The 15,984-nt window shown below is 53.0% G+C and carries 11 protein-coding genes; 10 read left to right on the top strand and 1 reads right to left on the bottom strand.

What is annotated here, in order from left to right:
• The first annotated feature begins 80 nt into the window (after window positions 1-80).
• From ACMHXI_RS20595 to ACMHXI_RS20560, 8 genes are all read left to right on the top strand, one after another.
• A complete protein-coding gene (locus ACMHXI_RS20595) occupies window positions 81-1,175 on the top strand; it encodes an ISAs1 family transposase (RefSeq protein ID WP_109248997.1) in 1,095 nt (364 codons plus the stop codon).
• A 617-nt stretch (window positions 1,176-1,792) separates the two neighbouring features.
• Window positions 1,793-1,990 carry a YheV family putative zinc ribbon protein gene (locus ACMHXI_RS20590; protein ID WP_025890053.1) on the top strand — a complete coding sequence of 66 codons (198 nt, stop codon included), beginning with the start codon at window positions 1,793-1,795 and terminating at the stop codon, window positions 1,988-1,990.
• Between the two features lie 173 nt (window positions 1,991-2,163).
• The gene (locus tag ACMHXI_RS20585; protein ID WP_413735993.1) at window positions 2,164-5,835 is read left to right on the top strand and encodes an ATP-binding protein; all 3,672 of its coding nucleotides are present in this window, start codon (window positions 2,164-2,166) and stop codon (window positions 5,833-5,835) included.
• Entirely contained in the window at window positions 5,835-6,485 is a 651-nt protein-coding gene (locus ACMHXI_RS20580; RefSeq protein WP_025011291.1) for a hypothetical protein, read from the top strand. Before ACMHXI_RS20585 ends, ACMHXI_RS20580 begins: the two co-directional genes overlap by 1 nt.
• Window positions 6,482-7,702: a hypothetical protein gene (locus ACMHXI_RS20575; RefSeq protein ID WP_025011290.1), complete on the top strand. Its 1,221-nt coding sequence runs from the start codon at window positions 6,482-6,484 to the stop codon at window positions 7,700-7,702. The genes ACMHXI_RS20580 and ACMHXI_RS20575 overlap by 4 nt, the downstream gene beginning before the upstream one ends.
• Window positions 7,703-7,976: 274 nt before the next feature.
• A complete protein-coding gene (locus ACMHXI_RS20570; RefSeq protein WP_028781086.1) occupies window positions 7,977-9,119 on the top strand; it encodes a transglutaminase-like domain-containing protein in 1,143 nt (380 codons plus the stop codon).
• 16 nt (window positions 9,120-9,135) lie between these two features.
• Window positions 9,136-9,453 (top strand): mercuric transporter MerT family protein, encoded by a 318-nt coding sequence (locus tag ACMHXI_RS20565; protein WP_037437323.1) that lies wholly within the window; start codon window positions 9,136-9,138, stop codon window positions 9,451-9,453.
• Window positions 9,450-9,734, top strand: a complete 285-nt coding sequence (locus ACMHXI_RS20560; protein WP_025011288.1) for a heavy-metal-associated domain-containing protein — start codon at window positions 9,450-9,452, stop codon at window positions 9,732-9,734. Before ACMHXI_RS20565 ends, ACMHXI_RS20560 begins: the two co-directional genes overlap by 4 nt.
• A 109-nt stretch (window positions 9,735-9,843) precedes the next feature.
• Here ACMHXI_RS20560 and ACMHXI_RS20555 read toward each other — a convergent pair whose 3' ends face one another.
• A complete protein-coding gene (locus ACMHXI_RS20555; RefSeq protein ID WP_025011287.1) occupies window positions 9,844-10,263 on the bottom strand; it encodes an HPP family protein in 420 nt (139 codons plus the stop codon).
• A gap of 247 nt (window positions 10,264-10,510) precedes the next feature.
• Here ACMHXI_RS20555 and ACMHXI_RS20550 point away from each other — a divergent pair, with 247 nt between their 5' ends.
• Window positions 10,511-12,274, top strand: coding sequence for an alkaline phosphatase D family protein (locus tag ACMHXI_RS20550; RefSeq protein WP_062793737.1), 1,764 nt, complete (start codon window positions 10,511-10,513; stop codon window positions 12,272-12,274).
• A 690-nt stretch (window positions 12,275-12,964) separates the two neighbouring features.
• Complete coding sequence (fdnG, locus tag ACMHXI_RS20545) at window positions 12,965-15,982, top strand: formate dehydrogenase-N subunit alpha (RefSeq protein ID WP_096141973.1); 3,018 nt, start codon at window positions 12,965-12,967, stop codon at window positions 15,980-15,982.
• Window positions 15,983-15,984: the final 2 nt, after the last annotated feature.

The following is a 15,984-nucleotide window of genomic DNA, read 5'->3' as shown; positions in this document are numbered from 1 at the left end:
CAGGGCGGGATCCCACTTTAAATTGAACTTTTACGGTTGGTCATGATCTGATCTGCCTTGCCCTTAATCCACAGATGACCATGACCCTTTTGAAACAACTAGAACAGATTACCGATCCCCGTAAGGACATCAATCTAAAGCATAATTTAGTGGATGTGGTGTTCCTGACACTCAGTGCTATCCTCAGCGGTGCGACTGGGTGGAAGTCCATTCAGGAATTCGGAGAAGAACAGCTAGATTGGCTCCGTCTGTACCGAAAATTTGAAAATGGCATCCCTAAAAGGCATTGTATCAGTAATATAATCAAAGCATTGGACAGCGAACTGCTCCTTCAAGCCATATTTGGCTGGATCAATGAGCAACGGCAAACGGAAGGGAAAACCGTTATCGCGCTGGATGGAAAAACCCTGCGCGGGGCGTGGAGTGAGGATGCTAAGAATGCACTCCATGTTGTCAGCGCATTTGATGTCGGCAACGGCATTACACTTTACCAAGACAGTTCACATTCTAAAGGGAAAGAAGCTGAAGTCGCCCGCAACATGATTGATGCTATGGCACTGGATAATGCCGTTCTGACGCTGGATGCACTGCATTGTCAGGTGTCTACCATGAACAAAATTAAACAGGGGAACGGTGATTTCATTATTCAGCTCAAGTCGAACCAGCCGGGATTATTTGAAGCAGTCAAAACCAGCTTCAGTAAAGCGTATGAGCAGCCAGAACTGGCTATATTTGAGCAGTTCAACATGGGTCATGGCCGCAGGGAGCGCCGAACAGTCATGCAGATAGAAGCAGAATTATCAGCGGAACTTAAGAAAAAGTGGCCGCACATCACCTCATTTATCGAAGTTGCCAGTGAACGGACAGTCGATGGAATAACATCATGTTCTTCACGCTGGTATGTCAGTTCCTTACCGCTCAATGCCGAAGAGGCCGCGAGGACTATTCGAGAGCATTGGGGGGTAGAAAATCAGCTCCATTGGGTGCTGGATGTGGTCTTCCGCGAAGATGCGCTGAAGGTAACGGATCCTGATGGCGCAAAGCATCTCGCCCTATTTAACCGAGCGGCTCTGAGTGCGATAAGGCAGCACCAAGGCAAAAAAGACAGTCTGGCAGGTAAGCGCCGCCGTGCTGGTTGGAGTCCTACATTTCGCTCAGAGTTGTTATTTGGTTAAGATATAAGCAAAGTGGAATCCCGCCCTGCCATCATTATAGAGCTAGACTGTGCAATACCTGCAGGGGTTGATAAAGGTATGTTGGTTGATTTTGAGTGTTCTAGGCTTGATGTTTGGTAAGTTGCAGATAACCAGTTGTTCCAAACAGAGAGCTTGAAAATGTAGTCAGCCTAAATAGCTGTTCCTAAATTGTAGTGCTTCAGACCTTATCTGACAGCTACTCCTTTTCATCGAGGCCTGTCAGATTAAATTTGAGCTAACCGTTCATCTACAAGAATTGATTTCCCATCAAGTAATGTGTCCATGGGGCGGTCACGATTCTATATCATTAACAGTTAATCCCACTTCATCCCTAATAGATAGGCTCAGAAGAATGTGTGGTTCTATTGGCAGGAAACGAAACTGTACCGAGTTTCACCCTTGAACAGTAACTGCGCATGGCTAAGACAAAGCCAGTAAGCCCGTTTTGCTAACGTCATCATCCGGCACAGGGATTGACCTTTCCCCCGCTTTTCCAGCACCTTGGCGCAAACATTGCCGTAATGCTGTTTAAAATGCGCCACAGCGGCTACAGATATGGCAAAATAGCGCCATTGCTTATCAACTAGACTCAGAAGATGAACAGGATCAAGAAACGCTTTGTGGCCGGTGCCAAATGCCCCAAATGTCAGGCTCAGGACAGCATAGTGCTGTTCAAGGAGAACGGCATAGAAACGGTCGAGTGTGTCGAGTGTGATTACCGCGAGCAGCAGACCGATGACAAGGTCAGCCATAAGGCGACAGGTGAAGTGATAGGCCTGTTCAAACCTGAATAATATTCTTTGAAACCCGCAGCGGATCCCGCTTTCTTTACCGGCCCTTCAATTGCCAAGGGTGGGTCTTTCCATTAATTTAAGGGTTTTGCTGTATTGAGGCGGTTTGCCCGCCTGTTGCCGCGAGTGCCGGGGCCTCTGGCCGTTTGGTGCTTGCTGTCTGCATAAGGATTTATATGCCAAGCTTGATTCGAATAGTGCTGATCGACACCCATCTGCCGGGCGTGGTGGAACTGAAGCTCGATGGCCATACCAATATCTGTGGTACCAACGCCTCGGGTAAGACCACGCTGCAGCGTCTGGTGCCTGTGTTTTATGGTGAATACCCTAGCCGGGTCGTGCCTTCGACCCGTGACAGCTTCGAGCGCTGGTATCTGCCCAGAGAATCCAGCTATATCATTTACGAATACCAAAAGAGTGATGGCTTGCTGTATCAGGCGGTGCTGGCCTCGGCCGGCGATGGCAAAGGAGTCAACTATCGCTTTATCGCCAAGGGATTTGAACTGGAAGACTATATCAAGTCCCAAAACGGCGACACTATTTTGTGCCATACCATGGCCGAACTGGGCCGCGAGATGAAACGCGCCGGAGTGAACCATACCAAGCTTTTGAATACCCGAGAGTTTCGTGCCATCATCCAGAATGACCGCACCTTGCTCAACACAGGCACCAGCCGCACTGAGCTGCGCAGCTATGCCCGTTTGTTCTCTCTGTGCGAGGCCGACCATTCACTGCGCCATATCGAAAAGCTGGCCAAGGCGGTGCATTCCAAAGAAGGCAAAATGGAAACGGTCAAGTCGATGATCGCCGCCATTTTGGAAGAGGATGGCGTTAACCCGCCGGCATCAAGGCTTAATCCACAACGAGTCGAGGCCTGGATCCGCGAGAGTCAGCTGATCGCCGGGTTCGAGCAGATCCGTCCCGAATTTGACAAGCTGGAGCAGGAGTTCAACGAGCTGCTGTCGGCCGAACTGCGTCTTGGCAGCCTGGCCAAAGGTTATCGCAATGACGAAGTGCTGGAGGCCCAGCGTCAGGAGCAAAATCAGACCCTGTCGCGGGAGCTGAACTTCCGTCTCAAGGCATTGGATGATGAGTGGAAAGAGCAGCGCGATGAGCTGAACCAGGAGCTGTCTGCCGCCAAGGGCGATGTCGCCAAGCTGGAGTATGAACTCGACGCCATCGAAAACCAGCATGCGGCGTTTCTCGATGCCGATATCGAACAGGCCAAGGCCAATCTGGAACAGCTGCCGCTGTGGCGCAGCGATCTTGAGAACCTCAGCGAAAGACACAAGCTGCAAACAGAGAAACACCAGGACATAGAAGCCGCCTATAACGCTCGCCGCAGCAAGATTGGCGAACAGCTCAACAAGGAGCTGGAAAAGCTGCAACAAGAGTTGGATAAGCAACGCGAGGCCCGCGACAAGCAGCGTGAAGTGGCCCGGGAAGACATGGCGCGCCTCGATGCCGAATTCCGTGAGCAGCAGGAAAACGGCAAGGCAAAATTCCAGGAGCAGGAGTACCAACTCAAGCTCAATGCGGCCGAGCTCAAGCTGCAGGTCGACAGTGTGACTTATACCGAGGAGGAGAAGCTAAGCCTGGCGGTGTTCGACGAGCGTATCGACCGTGCCGATGCCGAGCAGGAGGCCGCCAACGCCAAGGTGGAGCGGCTGATGAGCGAAGAGCGTAAGCAGCGCTCACTCAGGGATCAGGCCAGCGAATCTCTCAGAATTGCCGCGCTCAGAGTCACGGAGCGCCAGGGCGATCTGGACGATCTCAAACACATGCTGTTCCCCCAGTCCCACACCTTGCTGGAGTTTCTGCGAAAAGAAGTGCCGGGTTGGGAGCAGCACCTGGGTAAGGTGGTACATCCCGACTTGCTGCACCGCACTGACTTGCACCCCAATGTCGGCGCCGAAAGCGACAGCCTTTTCGGGATCTCATTGGATCTCAAGGCGCTGGAGATCCCCGAATACGCCAGTTCAGAGCCTGAGCTGAGGGCCAAGCTGGCCAAGGCCGAAGATGCGCTGCAAAACGCCTATGGGCTGCAGGAAGAAGCGGAAGAGCGCCTGGTGCAGGCCAACGAAGCGCTGGATAAACTGAGCCGTGAGCTGACCTTTGCCCGCACGGCATACAAGAATTTGCGTGACGATTTGCGGCGTCTGTTCGAGGAGCGCCGCACTGTGCAGGAGCAGATCAACAAGGCGTTGGCTGAGCGCAAGGCACAGGCCGGTAAACGCCTGACGCTGCTGGATCAGGAGATGAAACAGCTGCGCAATCAGCACCTGGAATGGCTGGAGGAACTCAAAGAGCAGGCGCTGGATGCCAGAATGGAAAAGAACGCCTACTGGCAGGAAGTGGTCGGCGCGCTGGAGCAGCATCTGGAACAGCTCAAAGAGAGCATCAATCAGCGTCGCAGTCGTGCCAAAGAGGAACAAAAAGCCTGCGAACAGTGGTACAAGAACGAGCTTAAGTCCCGCGGGGTGGATGAAGACAAAATTCTCGCCCTCAAGCGGGAGATCCGTGAGCTGGAAGGTGCTATTGCCGCTGCCGAGCAGCGCCGCAGTGAAGTGCTGCGCTATGACGACTGGTATCAGCATACCTGGCTGGTGCGTAAACCCAAGTTGGTGACCGACTTGGGCGAAGTCAAGCGCGCCGCCTCCGAGCTGGATCAGCAGCTGAAGAGCAAGGCCAACGAAGTCAAACATGCCCGCCAGCAACTTGAGCTACAAAGGCGCCAGTCCGATGCCGCTCAGGTAGAGGCCTCGGAAAACCTCACCAAGTTGCGTGCCTTGCTGCGTAAGCTGGCTGAACTGAAGTTGCCGCGCAACGATGAAGAGCCTCAGGGCAGCCTGGGTGAACGTCTGCGTCAGGGCGAGGAGCTGTTGCTCAAGCGGGAGCATCTACTGGGTTCGGTCAGGCAGTATGTGGATCATTTCGATCAGGTGATTGCCAGCAAGTCAGGCTCCAGCCTGTCCGAGTTCTGGGAAAAGGCCCGTGAAGAGTCCAGCTCAGTCAACGACAAGGGCATACGCCTGCTGGATTACCGCAAGTTGGTGCCGCATTTGGCTCAACTGCTCAATGTGATGGTGCCGCAGTCGATTACCGCGCTGCGTGAACAGGGTAGGATCTTCGGTGTCGACCTGACCGCCTTTTACGATGTTTTGGCCGATATCGACCGCCGTATTGCCTCCCAAAGTGCCCGTATTACCCGCGAAGTCGGGGAGGAGCTGTTCCTCGATGGCGTCTCTGAATCTGCGGTCAGGATCCGCTCGCGGATCAGCGAACTGGAGTTCTGGCCTGAGCTGGAGCTGTTCGTCAAGGCGTTCCGTGCCTGGAAGGCCGAAGGCTTCACCGGCCTGCCGGATGAGCACTATACCAACAGCATGCGCCGGGCCCTGGATATCATAGGCCGCTCGGCCCTGACCGGCGGCATCGCCAAGCTGCTGGAGATTGAGCTGCGCCTCAAGGAGGGCAACTCGGATCTGGTGATCCGCACCGACCGTCAGCTCAACGAGTCATCCAGTCATGGTATGGCTTATCTGATTCTTTGTAAGTTTCTGCTGGCCTTTACCCGCTTGCTGCGGGGCAAGGCGGATGTCACTGTGCACTGGCCGATTGATGAGCTGGGCACCTTGCACCACGCTAACGTGAAGAAGATCTTCGATGCCTGTGAAAACAACAATATCAGCGTGTTGGGTGCTTTCCCCAACCCTGAGTCCGAGGTACTGAATTTGTTTGCCAACCGCTACATCATCAACAAGCAGACCAAGCGACTGCAGGTGGTTAAACCCAAGGTCGATCCCATAGCGCAAAAGCTCTCTGAGCGCTTGGCCAAGGAGGCGGTGTAATGAGCGAACTGCAAAGCACTATCGTCGGCTCAGGTGCCCTGATTGAACGTCTGCTCAAGGGTGAATTTATCTGCCGCACCACGGATGAGGAAGGTTGGCGCTCACTCAAGAGCCCGGCCACCCGTGACAGAGTCGAGGCCTATCTCAACCAAATCAACCGCACTGTGGCCCAGGCCGCCGAGGGAGAAGTCTTCTTCTGCGGTTATCTGCAGTTGGGAGAGGACGAGCGCAAAGTGATTTCGGCGCAGTTTCGCGATATCTGCCAGGCGTTGATCCCCATGGTGGAATGGCTGGTGTTGGTGCAGGAAGCCAGCGGCCAGGACGCGCCCCTGACCGAAGGCGCGGCGGTGCGGCTTACCGAATTGCAAAGCCGCATTGAGGATACGCCGGCGTTTCGCGAGCAACTGGCCAAGCTGAGCCAGTATCGCTTGTTCGGCTCCAGCTCAAGCAGTGTCGATGGCCAGATTAAACTGGTTTTCAAGCGTTTGCAGGAGCTGGGTTATCTGGTGCGGCCGAATCCGGAAAAACAGATCTATATCGCCACCGGCAAGCTGGATTACCTCTACGAAGTGATCCGCTTTATCGATGAAACCGAGGGCCTCAGTCTGGAGGCTCAGGCTGAAACCGCCACCCAGAGGGATCTGATATGAGCAGCAACCTGCATCAGGCCGGGGTCAAGCTGCTGAGGCTGCTTGGGCGTAACGCCGAACTGGTGATGGACGCCTATCTTTCCGGTAGCTTGGACGAGACCCGGCAGGAACCCGCGCTGCTGAAGAAGCTTACCGACAACGGTATTCTCTGGCGTCCCGAGCCGGACGAACCGCTTAGGTTGTCGCGTAATGTCAGGGCCCTGCTGGAAGAGGGCCTCAAGGATGAGCGTAACCGCCAGATCAACGCCAACGTCGGTTCGGCCCTGGCCACCATCAAGACCTTGGCCAATCACTACCGTGAGGCGCGTGCCAGTGTGGATTACAGCGCCGCCGAGGCCTATCTGGCAGACTTGACCGAACACGTATTCAGCTTCACCGAGAGCCTGCGTTACTCCATTCGTGTGCTCTGGGGCCGGATCAATAACGAGTTCGGTTATGTGGGCTCAATTAACGCCAAGATCCGTGAAAACGAGCTGGCCCAGAGCCAGGTATCGGAACTGCTTAACGGCCTGGAGCTGTTTGAGTTTACCGAGCTTGGCGAAATTGCCGGTGATATCCGTGAGCTGCGCCGCCTGCTGGTGACCATGTTGCAGGATACTCTCAGCGATTGCACCCAGGAGCTGAGCGTGGTGCAGGGGCGTCTACTGGAATTGCTGGGACGCTTCAGGCAGATCCGCGGTCGTACCCGTTTGCTCAAAGGCTGGTTGCTGTATACAGATTTGCACCCAGACTACCAGGTGGCCGACCATGTGGCGCACAAGCAGGTGCCCGTGCTGTTCAATCATGCCGAGGCCTTGCTGGCACCGGCATCTGTGGATGTGAACAACAGCGGCCAGGAACTGCAGCTGATGGAGATGGTGGCCCGTATCAAGGCTATCAGTCGTGACCATCTGCCGAAGAGGTTGCAGGAGCACGATGTGCCGGTTGCGGTTAATCCTCAGGAAGACTTTGATATTCCTGATAACCCGCTCAAAGAGGCCGTGGATGAGTACTTCTGCGCCGTCATTGACTCGGGCCGCAACACTTCGGCGCTGGAATATCTGCAGCAGCAACAGCTGTCCTGGGATCCGGAAAGCTGGCTCTATCAGGTGATAGGCGGCTTCGAGGGGCTCAGTGAAGAGCACAAACGCTTCTTTGCCCTGGAGCCTTTGGGTGAACCCCATCCGCTTTATTCGGGTAACTTCATTATCCGCGACGTGGAAGTGGGGCTGAGATAAGCCCAGGTAAGAATGTGATCCGGCGCCGATTTTTCCCTCTGCCATACCGGCTTTACATTGGTAAACGTAAGGCGAGACAAGATGACCAATATGGTTGTTTTGTCTCGCAAACTTGTTAATTTTTCTTATTATTCCACCTTGCTGGTGACTCTGGCTGCACTGACCCTGAGTCTGCGGCTTTGTTGCGGTGCCAGGGGCCGCCACTTATAATGCTTCGGCCCGCCAGCGGGCACCTCATTGACTCGTCTGTTAATCAAACGTAAGGAATCGAATAATGCAAAGACGCAATTTTTTAAAAACTGCGGCTATTTTGTCGACGGCCGGTATCATCAGCCCTGTGATGGCGGCCACATCGAAGACCAAGGCCGTCGAGCATTATTCCGCCGACGGCCGCAGACATTTCACCCTGACTCAAGATTACCAACTGATCGCACCCGAGGGCTCAGAGGGCGTGGTCAAGTTGTGGATCCCGCTGGTGGAAGACACCCAGTTTCAGCAGCTACGCAAGCTGAACTTCAAAGGCAATTTCCAGGACGCCTATATCACTGCCGATAACAGCTATGGCGCCAAGACTCTGTTTGCCACCTGGCCTGATGCCAAAGGCAAGATGGAGCTGCAGTTGGTGATGGAGCTGGAAACCCTCGACTGGGAACCGCTGAAAAACGGCGAGTTAGAGCATTATCGCGCCCCAAAAACTATCCAGTATCCGGTGGATGTGGAGCGCTATCTGCTGCCCACCAAGCATATGCCCATTGATGGCATAGTGAAGCAGACTTCAGACAAGATTGTTGGCAAGGAAACCGACCCGCTGAAAAAGGCCCGCCTCATCTACAACTGGGTCAGCGCCAATATGTTCCGCGACAACGATGTTATCGGTTGCGGTACGGGTGATGTGGCCACTATTCTCGAGAGCGGCAAACTGGGTGGCAAGTGTACTGATATCAACTCGGTATTTGTGGCCTTGGCTCGCGCCGCCGGCATACCTGCCCGGGAGATGTTCGGGCTCCGTGTTGGACAGGCTATTAAGATGGGCAAATACTCCAAGAAAGCCTTCGGCAGCAGTGATGCCAACGGCCTGGCCAAGGTCAGTGGTGGTCAGCACTGCCGTGCCATGTTCTATCTGGCGGGTTACGGCTGGTTGCCGGCCGACCCTGCGGATGTGACCAAGATGCGTTTGACCGAGAACAAGCAACACCAGGATCCCGATGTGCAGGCGGTCAACGACTATCTGTTCGGTAACTGGGAAATGAACTGGGTTGGTTTCAACTTCGGTCGTGACTTTGATCTGGCGCCCATGGCCGAGCAGACGCCGCTGAACAACTTTGGCTATCCTTATGCCGAAGTGGATGGCGACCCTGTGAACTACTATGACCCTAAAGTTTTCGCCTATGATTTCCAGTCAACAGAACAGCTCTAAGGGGTTTTTGGCGACACTGGCGGCTGCAGTTGTTGCCGCTGTCGCCTCCAGTCTGTGCTGTATTGGGCCGCTGATCTATCTGGTTTTTGGGGTATCGGCGGCCTCGCTGTCGGGCATTGAACAGCTGGGCTGGCTGCAAGTGCCCATGCTGGCGCTGTCGACTCTGTTGATCCTGCTGGGCTTTTGGCGTTTGTATTTTTCCAAAAGGCCTCTGTGCACCGCGACCATGAGCCGCACCAGAATGTTGCTGCTCTACTGGCTGGCAGTGCCTGTGGTATTGGCGTTTCAGCTTTACCCTTTTGTATTACCTTGGCTGTTAGAGGTGTTTGAATGAGAAGCTTGTTACTGGTTTTACTGCTGCTGTGCACGCCGTTTGCCTGGGCGGGGAATCTGGTGGTCACCCTGGATGTTAAAGGCATGACCTGCCCTTTGTGTGTCACGGTAATCAACAAGGCGCTGCGCAAGACAGAGGGCGTGATTAAGGCCAAGTCCTCGCTCAAGACCCAGCAGGCCAGAGTGATAGTGCCTGAAGGTTTTGATATGGATGCGCTGATAAAGGCGGTGGATGAAACCGGCTATAAGGGCAGTATCAATAAGATAGAGCCAGAGGCCTAAGAACTAAGAATTAAGACCTAAGACCCGGTTCATTCAATAGGTTCAGCTTGCGCCAAAAGCAAAAGCTCTGTCCAAAAAAGCGTGCTCTAAGCACGCTTTTTTGATGGGTTCAAGCCTTGAGCAACGCTCGGCACAGTTTGACAAAGTCAGAAGAGGTGACTATGCCCTGCACCTTGTTGTGCTCGTCCACCACAGGCAGGCAGCCATGCTTGTTGGCGATAAAATAATCCACCACTTGGGTCAGAGGTGCATCGGCCTTGAGTGGTTCAAAGTCGGTTTCAATCAGATCGGCTATCAGGGTACCGCGTTCTTTTCGTTCCAGCGCCCCCTGACCGTAGCGGGTCAGCAGATTGACTACAGTGGCAATCATCTTTTTATGAGTGAGTATCCCTACCAGAGTGCCGCTGGCTTCTGATATCACCGGCAGATGGCGCACGCCCCGGGAATGCATCAGTTGGTGGGCGTCCTTGACGCTGGCGCCGTCACTGATACACACCACCTGGGTACTCATGATGTCTTTGACTTTCATTGTCTTGTTCCTTCACCTGAGCCCTGAGAGGGCTAATTCTCTGTCCTGTAAGGCATTTTGCCCCCTGTTACCGCGGGCTGCAAGTGCCTTGGCCTAAAGCGGACGTCATTTTGTTTAACCGACTGAATTCGTTTGAATATCAACAGATGTTTACCTGGTTGTCACAATTGTGTAATAGTTTGACTTCACAATCTGGACATCCGACCTCATACCAGCATTATGAAGCGTTTTTAAAGGAATAATAACAATGACCCGCAACTTCTCCCGTCGTGACTTTCTTGCCCTCTCAGCCAAAGGTGTTGGCGCTGCCGTACTTTCATATGGCCTGATGGGCTGCTCCAGTGACAATGATGACAATACTGTCGCCGCCGATTTTCTTCATGGTGTCGCCAGCGGTGATCCCACTCAGGATGCCGTGATTATCTGGACCCGGGTAACGCCGCAAACGGCGGGGGATGTCAGAGTATCCTGGCAGGTGTCCCGTGATGGTGCCTTCAGCGACTTGGTGACCACAGGTGAAATGGTGACCAATGCCGAGCGTGACTACACGGTTAAAGTCGATGCCATAGGGCTGGAGAGCGGCAGCCGCTACTTCTATCGTTTTATGACGGGTGACAAGACATCCACAGTCGGTATGACCAAGACCCTGCCCGAGGGCGCGGTCGATTCGGTCAAACTGGCGGTTATGTCCTGCGCCAATTTCCCGGCCGGTTACTTCAATGTCTATGAACTGGCGGCGCAGCGGGACGATCTCGACGCCATGCTGCACTTGGGCGACTATATCTATGAATATGGCCGTGGTGGTTATGCCAGTGAACATGCCGCCGAGCTGGGCCGTGAGGTACTACCCGCGGGAGAGTTGCTGTCCTTGAGCGATTACCGTACCCGCTATGGCCAGTATCGCGGCGATGCCAGCTTGCAGAAGCTGCACGCCAAGCTGCCGTTTATTACCGTCTGGGACGATCACGAAGTGGCCAACGACACCTGGAAGGATGGTGCCGAAAACCATAACCAAGGGGAAGGGGACTTCGACGCCCGTAAACAGGCGGCATTGCAGGCTTACTTCGAATGGCTGCCTATCCGTCCATGGCGCGAGGGCAATCATGAAGAGATCTACCGCAGTTTCAGCTTCGGCGATCTGCTGGATCTGCATATGCTGGATACCCGGGTGTTGGCCCGTGACAAACAGTTGGACTATGGCAACTATCTGGATCCGGCTACCGGCGCTTTCAACGATCAGCAGTTTCTCGCCGACGTGACCGACACTCAGCGTACGCTTCTGGGCCAGACCCAACTGCTCTGGTTGCAGGGAAAACTGTTGCAATCCAGTGCCAAGTGGCAGCTTTTGGGGCAGCAGATACTGATGGGGCGGATGATGTTGCCGGCGGCGATAGCCACTCAGCAGCTGTCTATTCCGCAGTTTGCCGAGTTGGCGGCATTGGCCCAGCTGGCGGCTCGTGCTCAGGCCGGCGATCCGACACTGACCCAAGCGGAACTGACCTATCTGGCTGCCAACCAGGCCAAACTGACGCCGGAAGTGCTGGCACTTTTGCAACTGCCATCGATCCCCTACAACCTGGATGCCTGGGATGGCTATGCCTATGAGCGTGAAGTCGTGCTGGCCACTGCCCGGGCCTCGGGTAAAAACCTGGTGGTGATTGCCGGTGATACCCACAATGCCTGGGCCAATGATCTCAAGGACAAAGATGGCAACATGGTTGGGGTTGAGTTTGCCACCAGTTCGGTTTCCTCCCCTGGGCTTGAGTATTACCTCAACCTGCCTTCAGAGCAGATCCCGGCGACAGAGGCGGCCGTTGTAGGGCTGGTGGATGACCTTAAATACGCCAATCTGTTGAACCGGGGTTATATGACGCTGACCTTCAGCAGCGAAGAGGTGGTCAGCGAGTGGTTCTATGTGGACAGCATTCTGAGCAAAGATTTCACTGAAGCAGAGGGGCGCCGTGCCATTGCCCGTTCTTTGGATGGAAAGCCGGGGATCTTGCTTGGCTGACAAGTGTTTCAGGCATGCCTGAGGCGTTTGCACCTTTTTGGATGAGTTGGGTTTGAAATAGGTGCCAAACGAAAACTTAAAGTCATACCTGAAAAAAGGACAGTCCAAGAACTGTCCTTTTTCGATTCAAAATATGGCCAGAATCTTTAAATATTTTCAGTCTGCCAGGTTCATTTATCAGTGCTTTTTTGCCAGCCAATTTACCAAGTATCACCATGTGCTTAATTAGCAGTTCTCTGCTGTTTGATGCGAATTTCCCCTCTCTAATGAAATTAAAGATCCTTGAAGTGAGAAATAGGTCACAAATAAGCTTTTGCTGATTTAGCTCTATTAACAGACTCTATATTGATTAATTGGTGATGTATGTCACGCTAATTAATTGCTTCACTATCAAAGTTATACATTATGGTCATTTTGACCAGACAATTTGACCAATGGCTATTTGGAGCAAAATCCTGTTGATTTGTGTTTTTAAATTAGCCTTTGGTTTTTAATTCTTTTTAATAAATTAATTTTGGTTTTAATTTCTGCGGCCGCGATAGTGTGTTGTTGATCACATGTCTGTATTTGTTATTTATTGTCATTTCTTAGGATACTCCTGCTGTGAGTAAGGACTTTACCTGACTCGAGTCTGTGGCACCCATGCCGCAGTTGGAAATTGCACATAACAAGAGAGTGTGTGAAATGACAATGAACAGACGACAGTTTTTCAAACTCTGTGCTGCCGGAGCTGCAACATCTGCAATCTCTGCACTGGGATTGATGTCTGAAAAGGCATTTGCTGCGGTCAGACAATTCAAACTGCTCAGGGCGAAAGAGACGCGCAATAACTGCTGCTATTGTTCAGTAGGTTGTGGCTTGTTGATGTACAGCCAAAGCAGTAATGGCAAGAATGCCGAGCAGCACATCTTCCACATCGAAGGTGATGCCGATAACCCAATCAATCGCGGTGCCTTGTGTCCCAAGGGGGCCGGGTTGGTGGATTACGTGAACAGTCCTCATCGACTGAAATACCCTGAAGTCAGGGCTCCCGGCAGTGATAAATGGCAACGTATCAGTTGGGAGGAAGCGTTTAAACGCATCGCTCGCTTGGTCAAGGATGAGCGTGACGCGAACCTGGTTGAGAAAAACGCCAAGGGCCAAACTGTAAACCGTTTGACCAGTCTGGGGATGATGACCTCATCGGCACAGGCCAACGAAGGTTGCTTCATGACCCATAAATTTGGTCGTGCCATAGGCATGCTGGGCCTGGATAACATTGCCAGGGTATGCCATGCGCCGACACCGGCCGCCATGGCACCGACCTTTGGCCGCGGAGCCATGACCAATCACTGGGCCGATATGAAAAATACCGATCTGGCGATTGTCATGGGGGGAAATGCGGCTGAAGCACATCCGGTTGGCTTTGGTTGGGTAACCGAGGCGATGGAGCACAATAATGCGCGCTTGATTGTGGTGGACCCTCGCTTTAACCGCAGCGCTGCTGTGGCCGATACCTATGCTCCATTGCGATCAGGTACAGACATCACCTTCTTGCTCGGGGTCATCCGTTATCTGCTCAGCACCAATCAAATCAACCTTGAGTATGTTAAAGCCTATACCAATGCCTCGTTTATCGTGCGTGAAGACTTTGACTTCAACGAGGGGCTGTTCAGTGGTTTTGATGAAACGGCCAACACCTATGACAAGTCTTCCTGGTTCTATGAATTGGATGATGAAGGCTACGCCAAAGTCGATCCAAGCATGCAACATCCCCGCTGTGTGTTGAACCTGTTGAAAAAGCACGTTGAACGCTACGACCCGGATACGGTTTCGAGTATCACAGGTACCCCCAAAGAAGCCTATTTGGATGTATGCAAACAGCTTGGGGCAACCCATGTCGACAACAAAGCGGCCACCTTCCTGTATGCGCTGGGCTGGACGCAACACAGTGTCGGCGCGCAGAACATTCGTACCATGGCGATGATCCAGTTGCTGCTGGGTAACATGGGGATCATGGGCGGTGGGGTCAATGCGCTGCGTGGTCACTCAAACGTGCAGGGGGCTACTGACTTGGCGTTGTTGTGCCAAGGTCTGCCTGGTTATCTGAAACTGCCACAGGATCAGGATATTAATCTTGAAGCCTACTTGAACCATTACACGCCCAAACCGCTGCGTCCCAATTCAACCAATTACTGGCATAACTACCCGGCCTTTACTGTGTCGCTGCTGAAATCTTTCTACGGCGATTACGCCACGGCTGAAAACGATTATGGCTATGACTGGTTGCCCAAATGGGATCAACAGTACGATATCAACAAACAGATAGACATGATGGTTCACGGTGAAGTGAATGGGTACTTTATTCAAGGTATCAATACCCTGAACTCTCAACCAGATAAACAGAAAGTATCCAAAGGTTTATCAAACCTGAAGTTTCTGGTCATTCTGGATGCCTTGGCGAATGAAACTTCAACTTTCTGGCGTAATGCGGGGCAATTCAACGATGTTGATACCGCCAATATTCAAACCGAAGTATTCCGTCTGCCAACTACCTGTTTTGCTGAAGAAAGCGGCTCTATTGCCAATTCCAGCCGTTGGCTGCAATGGCACTTTAAAGGTGCCAATCCACCGGGAGAAGCCCTGTCGGATCCTGCCATTCTCTCCGGCATCATGCTGGAACTGAAACGCTTGTATCGTGAAGAAGGCGGCCGTTTGCCAGAGCCTATAGCAGCAATCAAATGGGATTATGCCATCGAACATGAGCCAAGTTCGGAAGAGCTAGCGAAAGAGATGAACGGCTACGATCTTAAAACCGGCAAGCTGCTGAACAGTTTCACTGAATTGAAAGCCGACGGCTCAACGTCCTGCGGTATCTGGATCTACTCAGGTCAGTGGACAGAGCGGGGCAACATGATGGCCCGCCGCGACAACAGTGACCCATCGGGTAAGGGGATAACGCCCAACTGGTCATTTGCATGGCCTGCCAACCGCCGCATTCTGTACAACCGTGCTTCATGCGATGTGCAAGGAAAGCCAAGGGATCCCAGCCGCGTATTGCTCGAGTACAAAGACGGTAAGTGGCAAGGCATAGATGTGCCTGACTTCAATGCCAAGTTGAATGCTCAGGATTCGGCACACCCATTCATCATGCAGGCCGATGGGGTGGGGCACTTGTTTGCACTGCGCGATTTGAAAGATGGTCCTTTCCCTGAACACTACGAACCCTTTGAATCACCGCTGGCGAGCAACCCCTTGCATCCCAAAGTCACCAATAACCCAGTGGCCCGTATGTTCCAGGGAATGCGTGAAACCTTCGGGACCAATGAAGAGTTCCCATATGTAGGCACAACCTACTCAATGACAGAGCACTTCAACAACTGGACGACTCACTGCCGTTTGGCGGCCATTACCCAGCCACAACACTTTATCGAAATCGATGAAACCCTGGCGGCTCAGAAGGGTATTGCCAATGGGGATTGGGTGAAAGTGACCTCCAAACGATCCCATATCATCACCAAGGCTTATGTGACCAAGCGTCTGCAACCCATGATGGTACAAGGTAAAGCTGTGCACACCATAGGTATTCCACGCCATGGCAGTTATGAAGCACTGACGCAAAAGAGCTATATCGTCAATGAGCTGACTTCTGCAGTGGGGGATGCCAATACGCAAACTCCTGAATACAAAGCATTCCTTGTGAATATTTCTAAAGCGGAGGGCTTTTGATT

The organism is Shewanella sp. BJSY2023SW005 (assembly GCF_047314585.1).
In the GTDB taxonomy this organism is placed as follows: domain Bacteria; phylum Pseudomonadota; class Gammaproteobacteria; order Enterobacterales; family Shewanellaceae; genus Shewanella; species Shewanella algae.
This window is presented reverse-complemented; position numbering and strand designations above follow the sequence as displayed.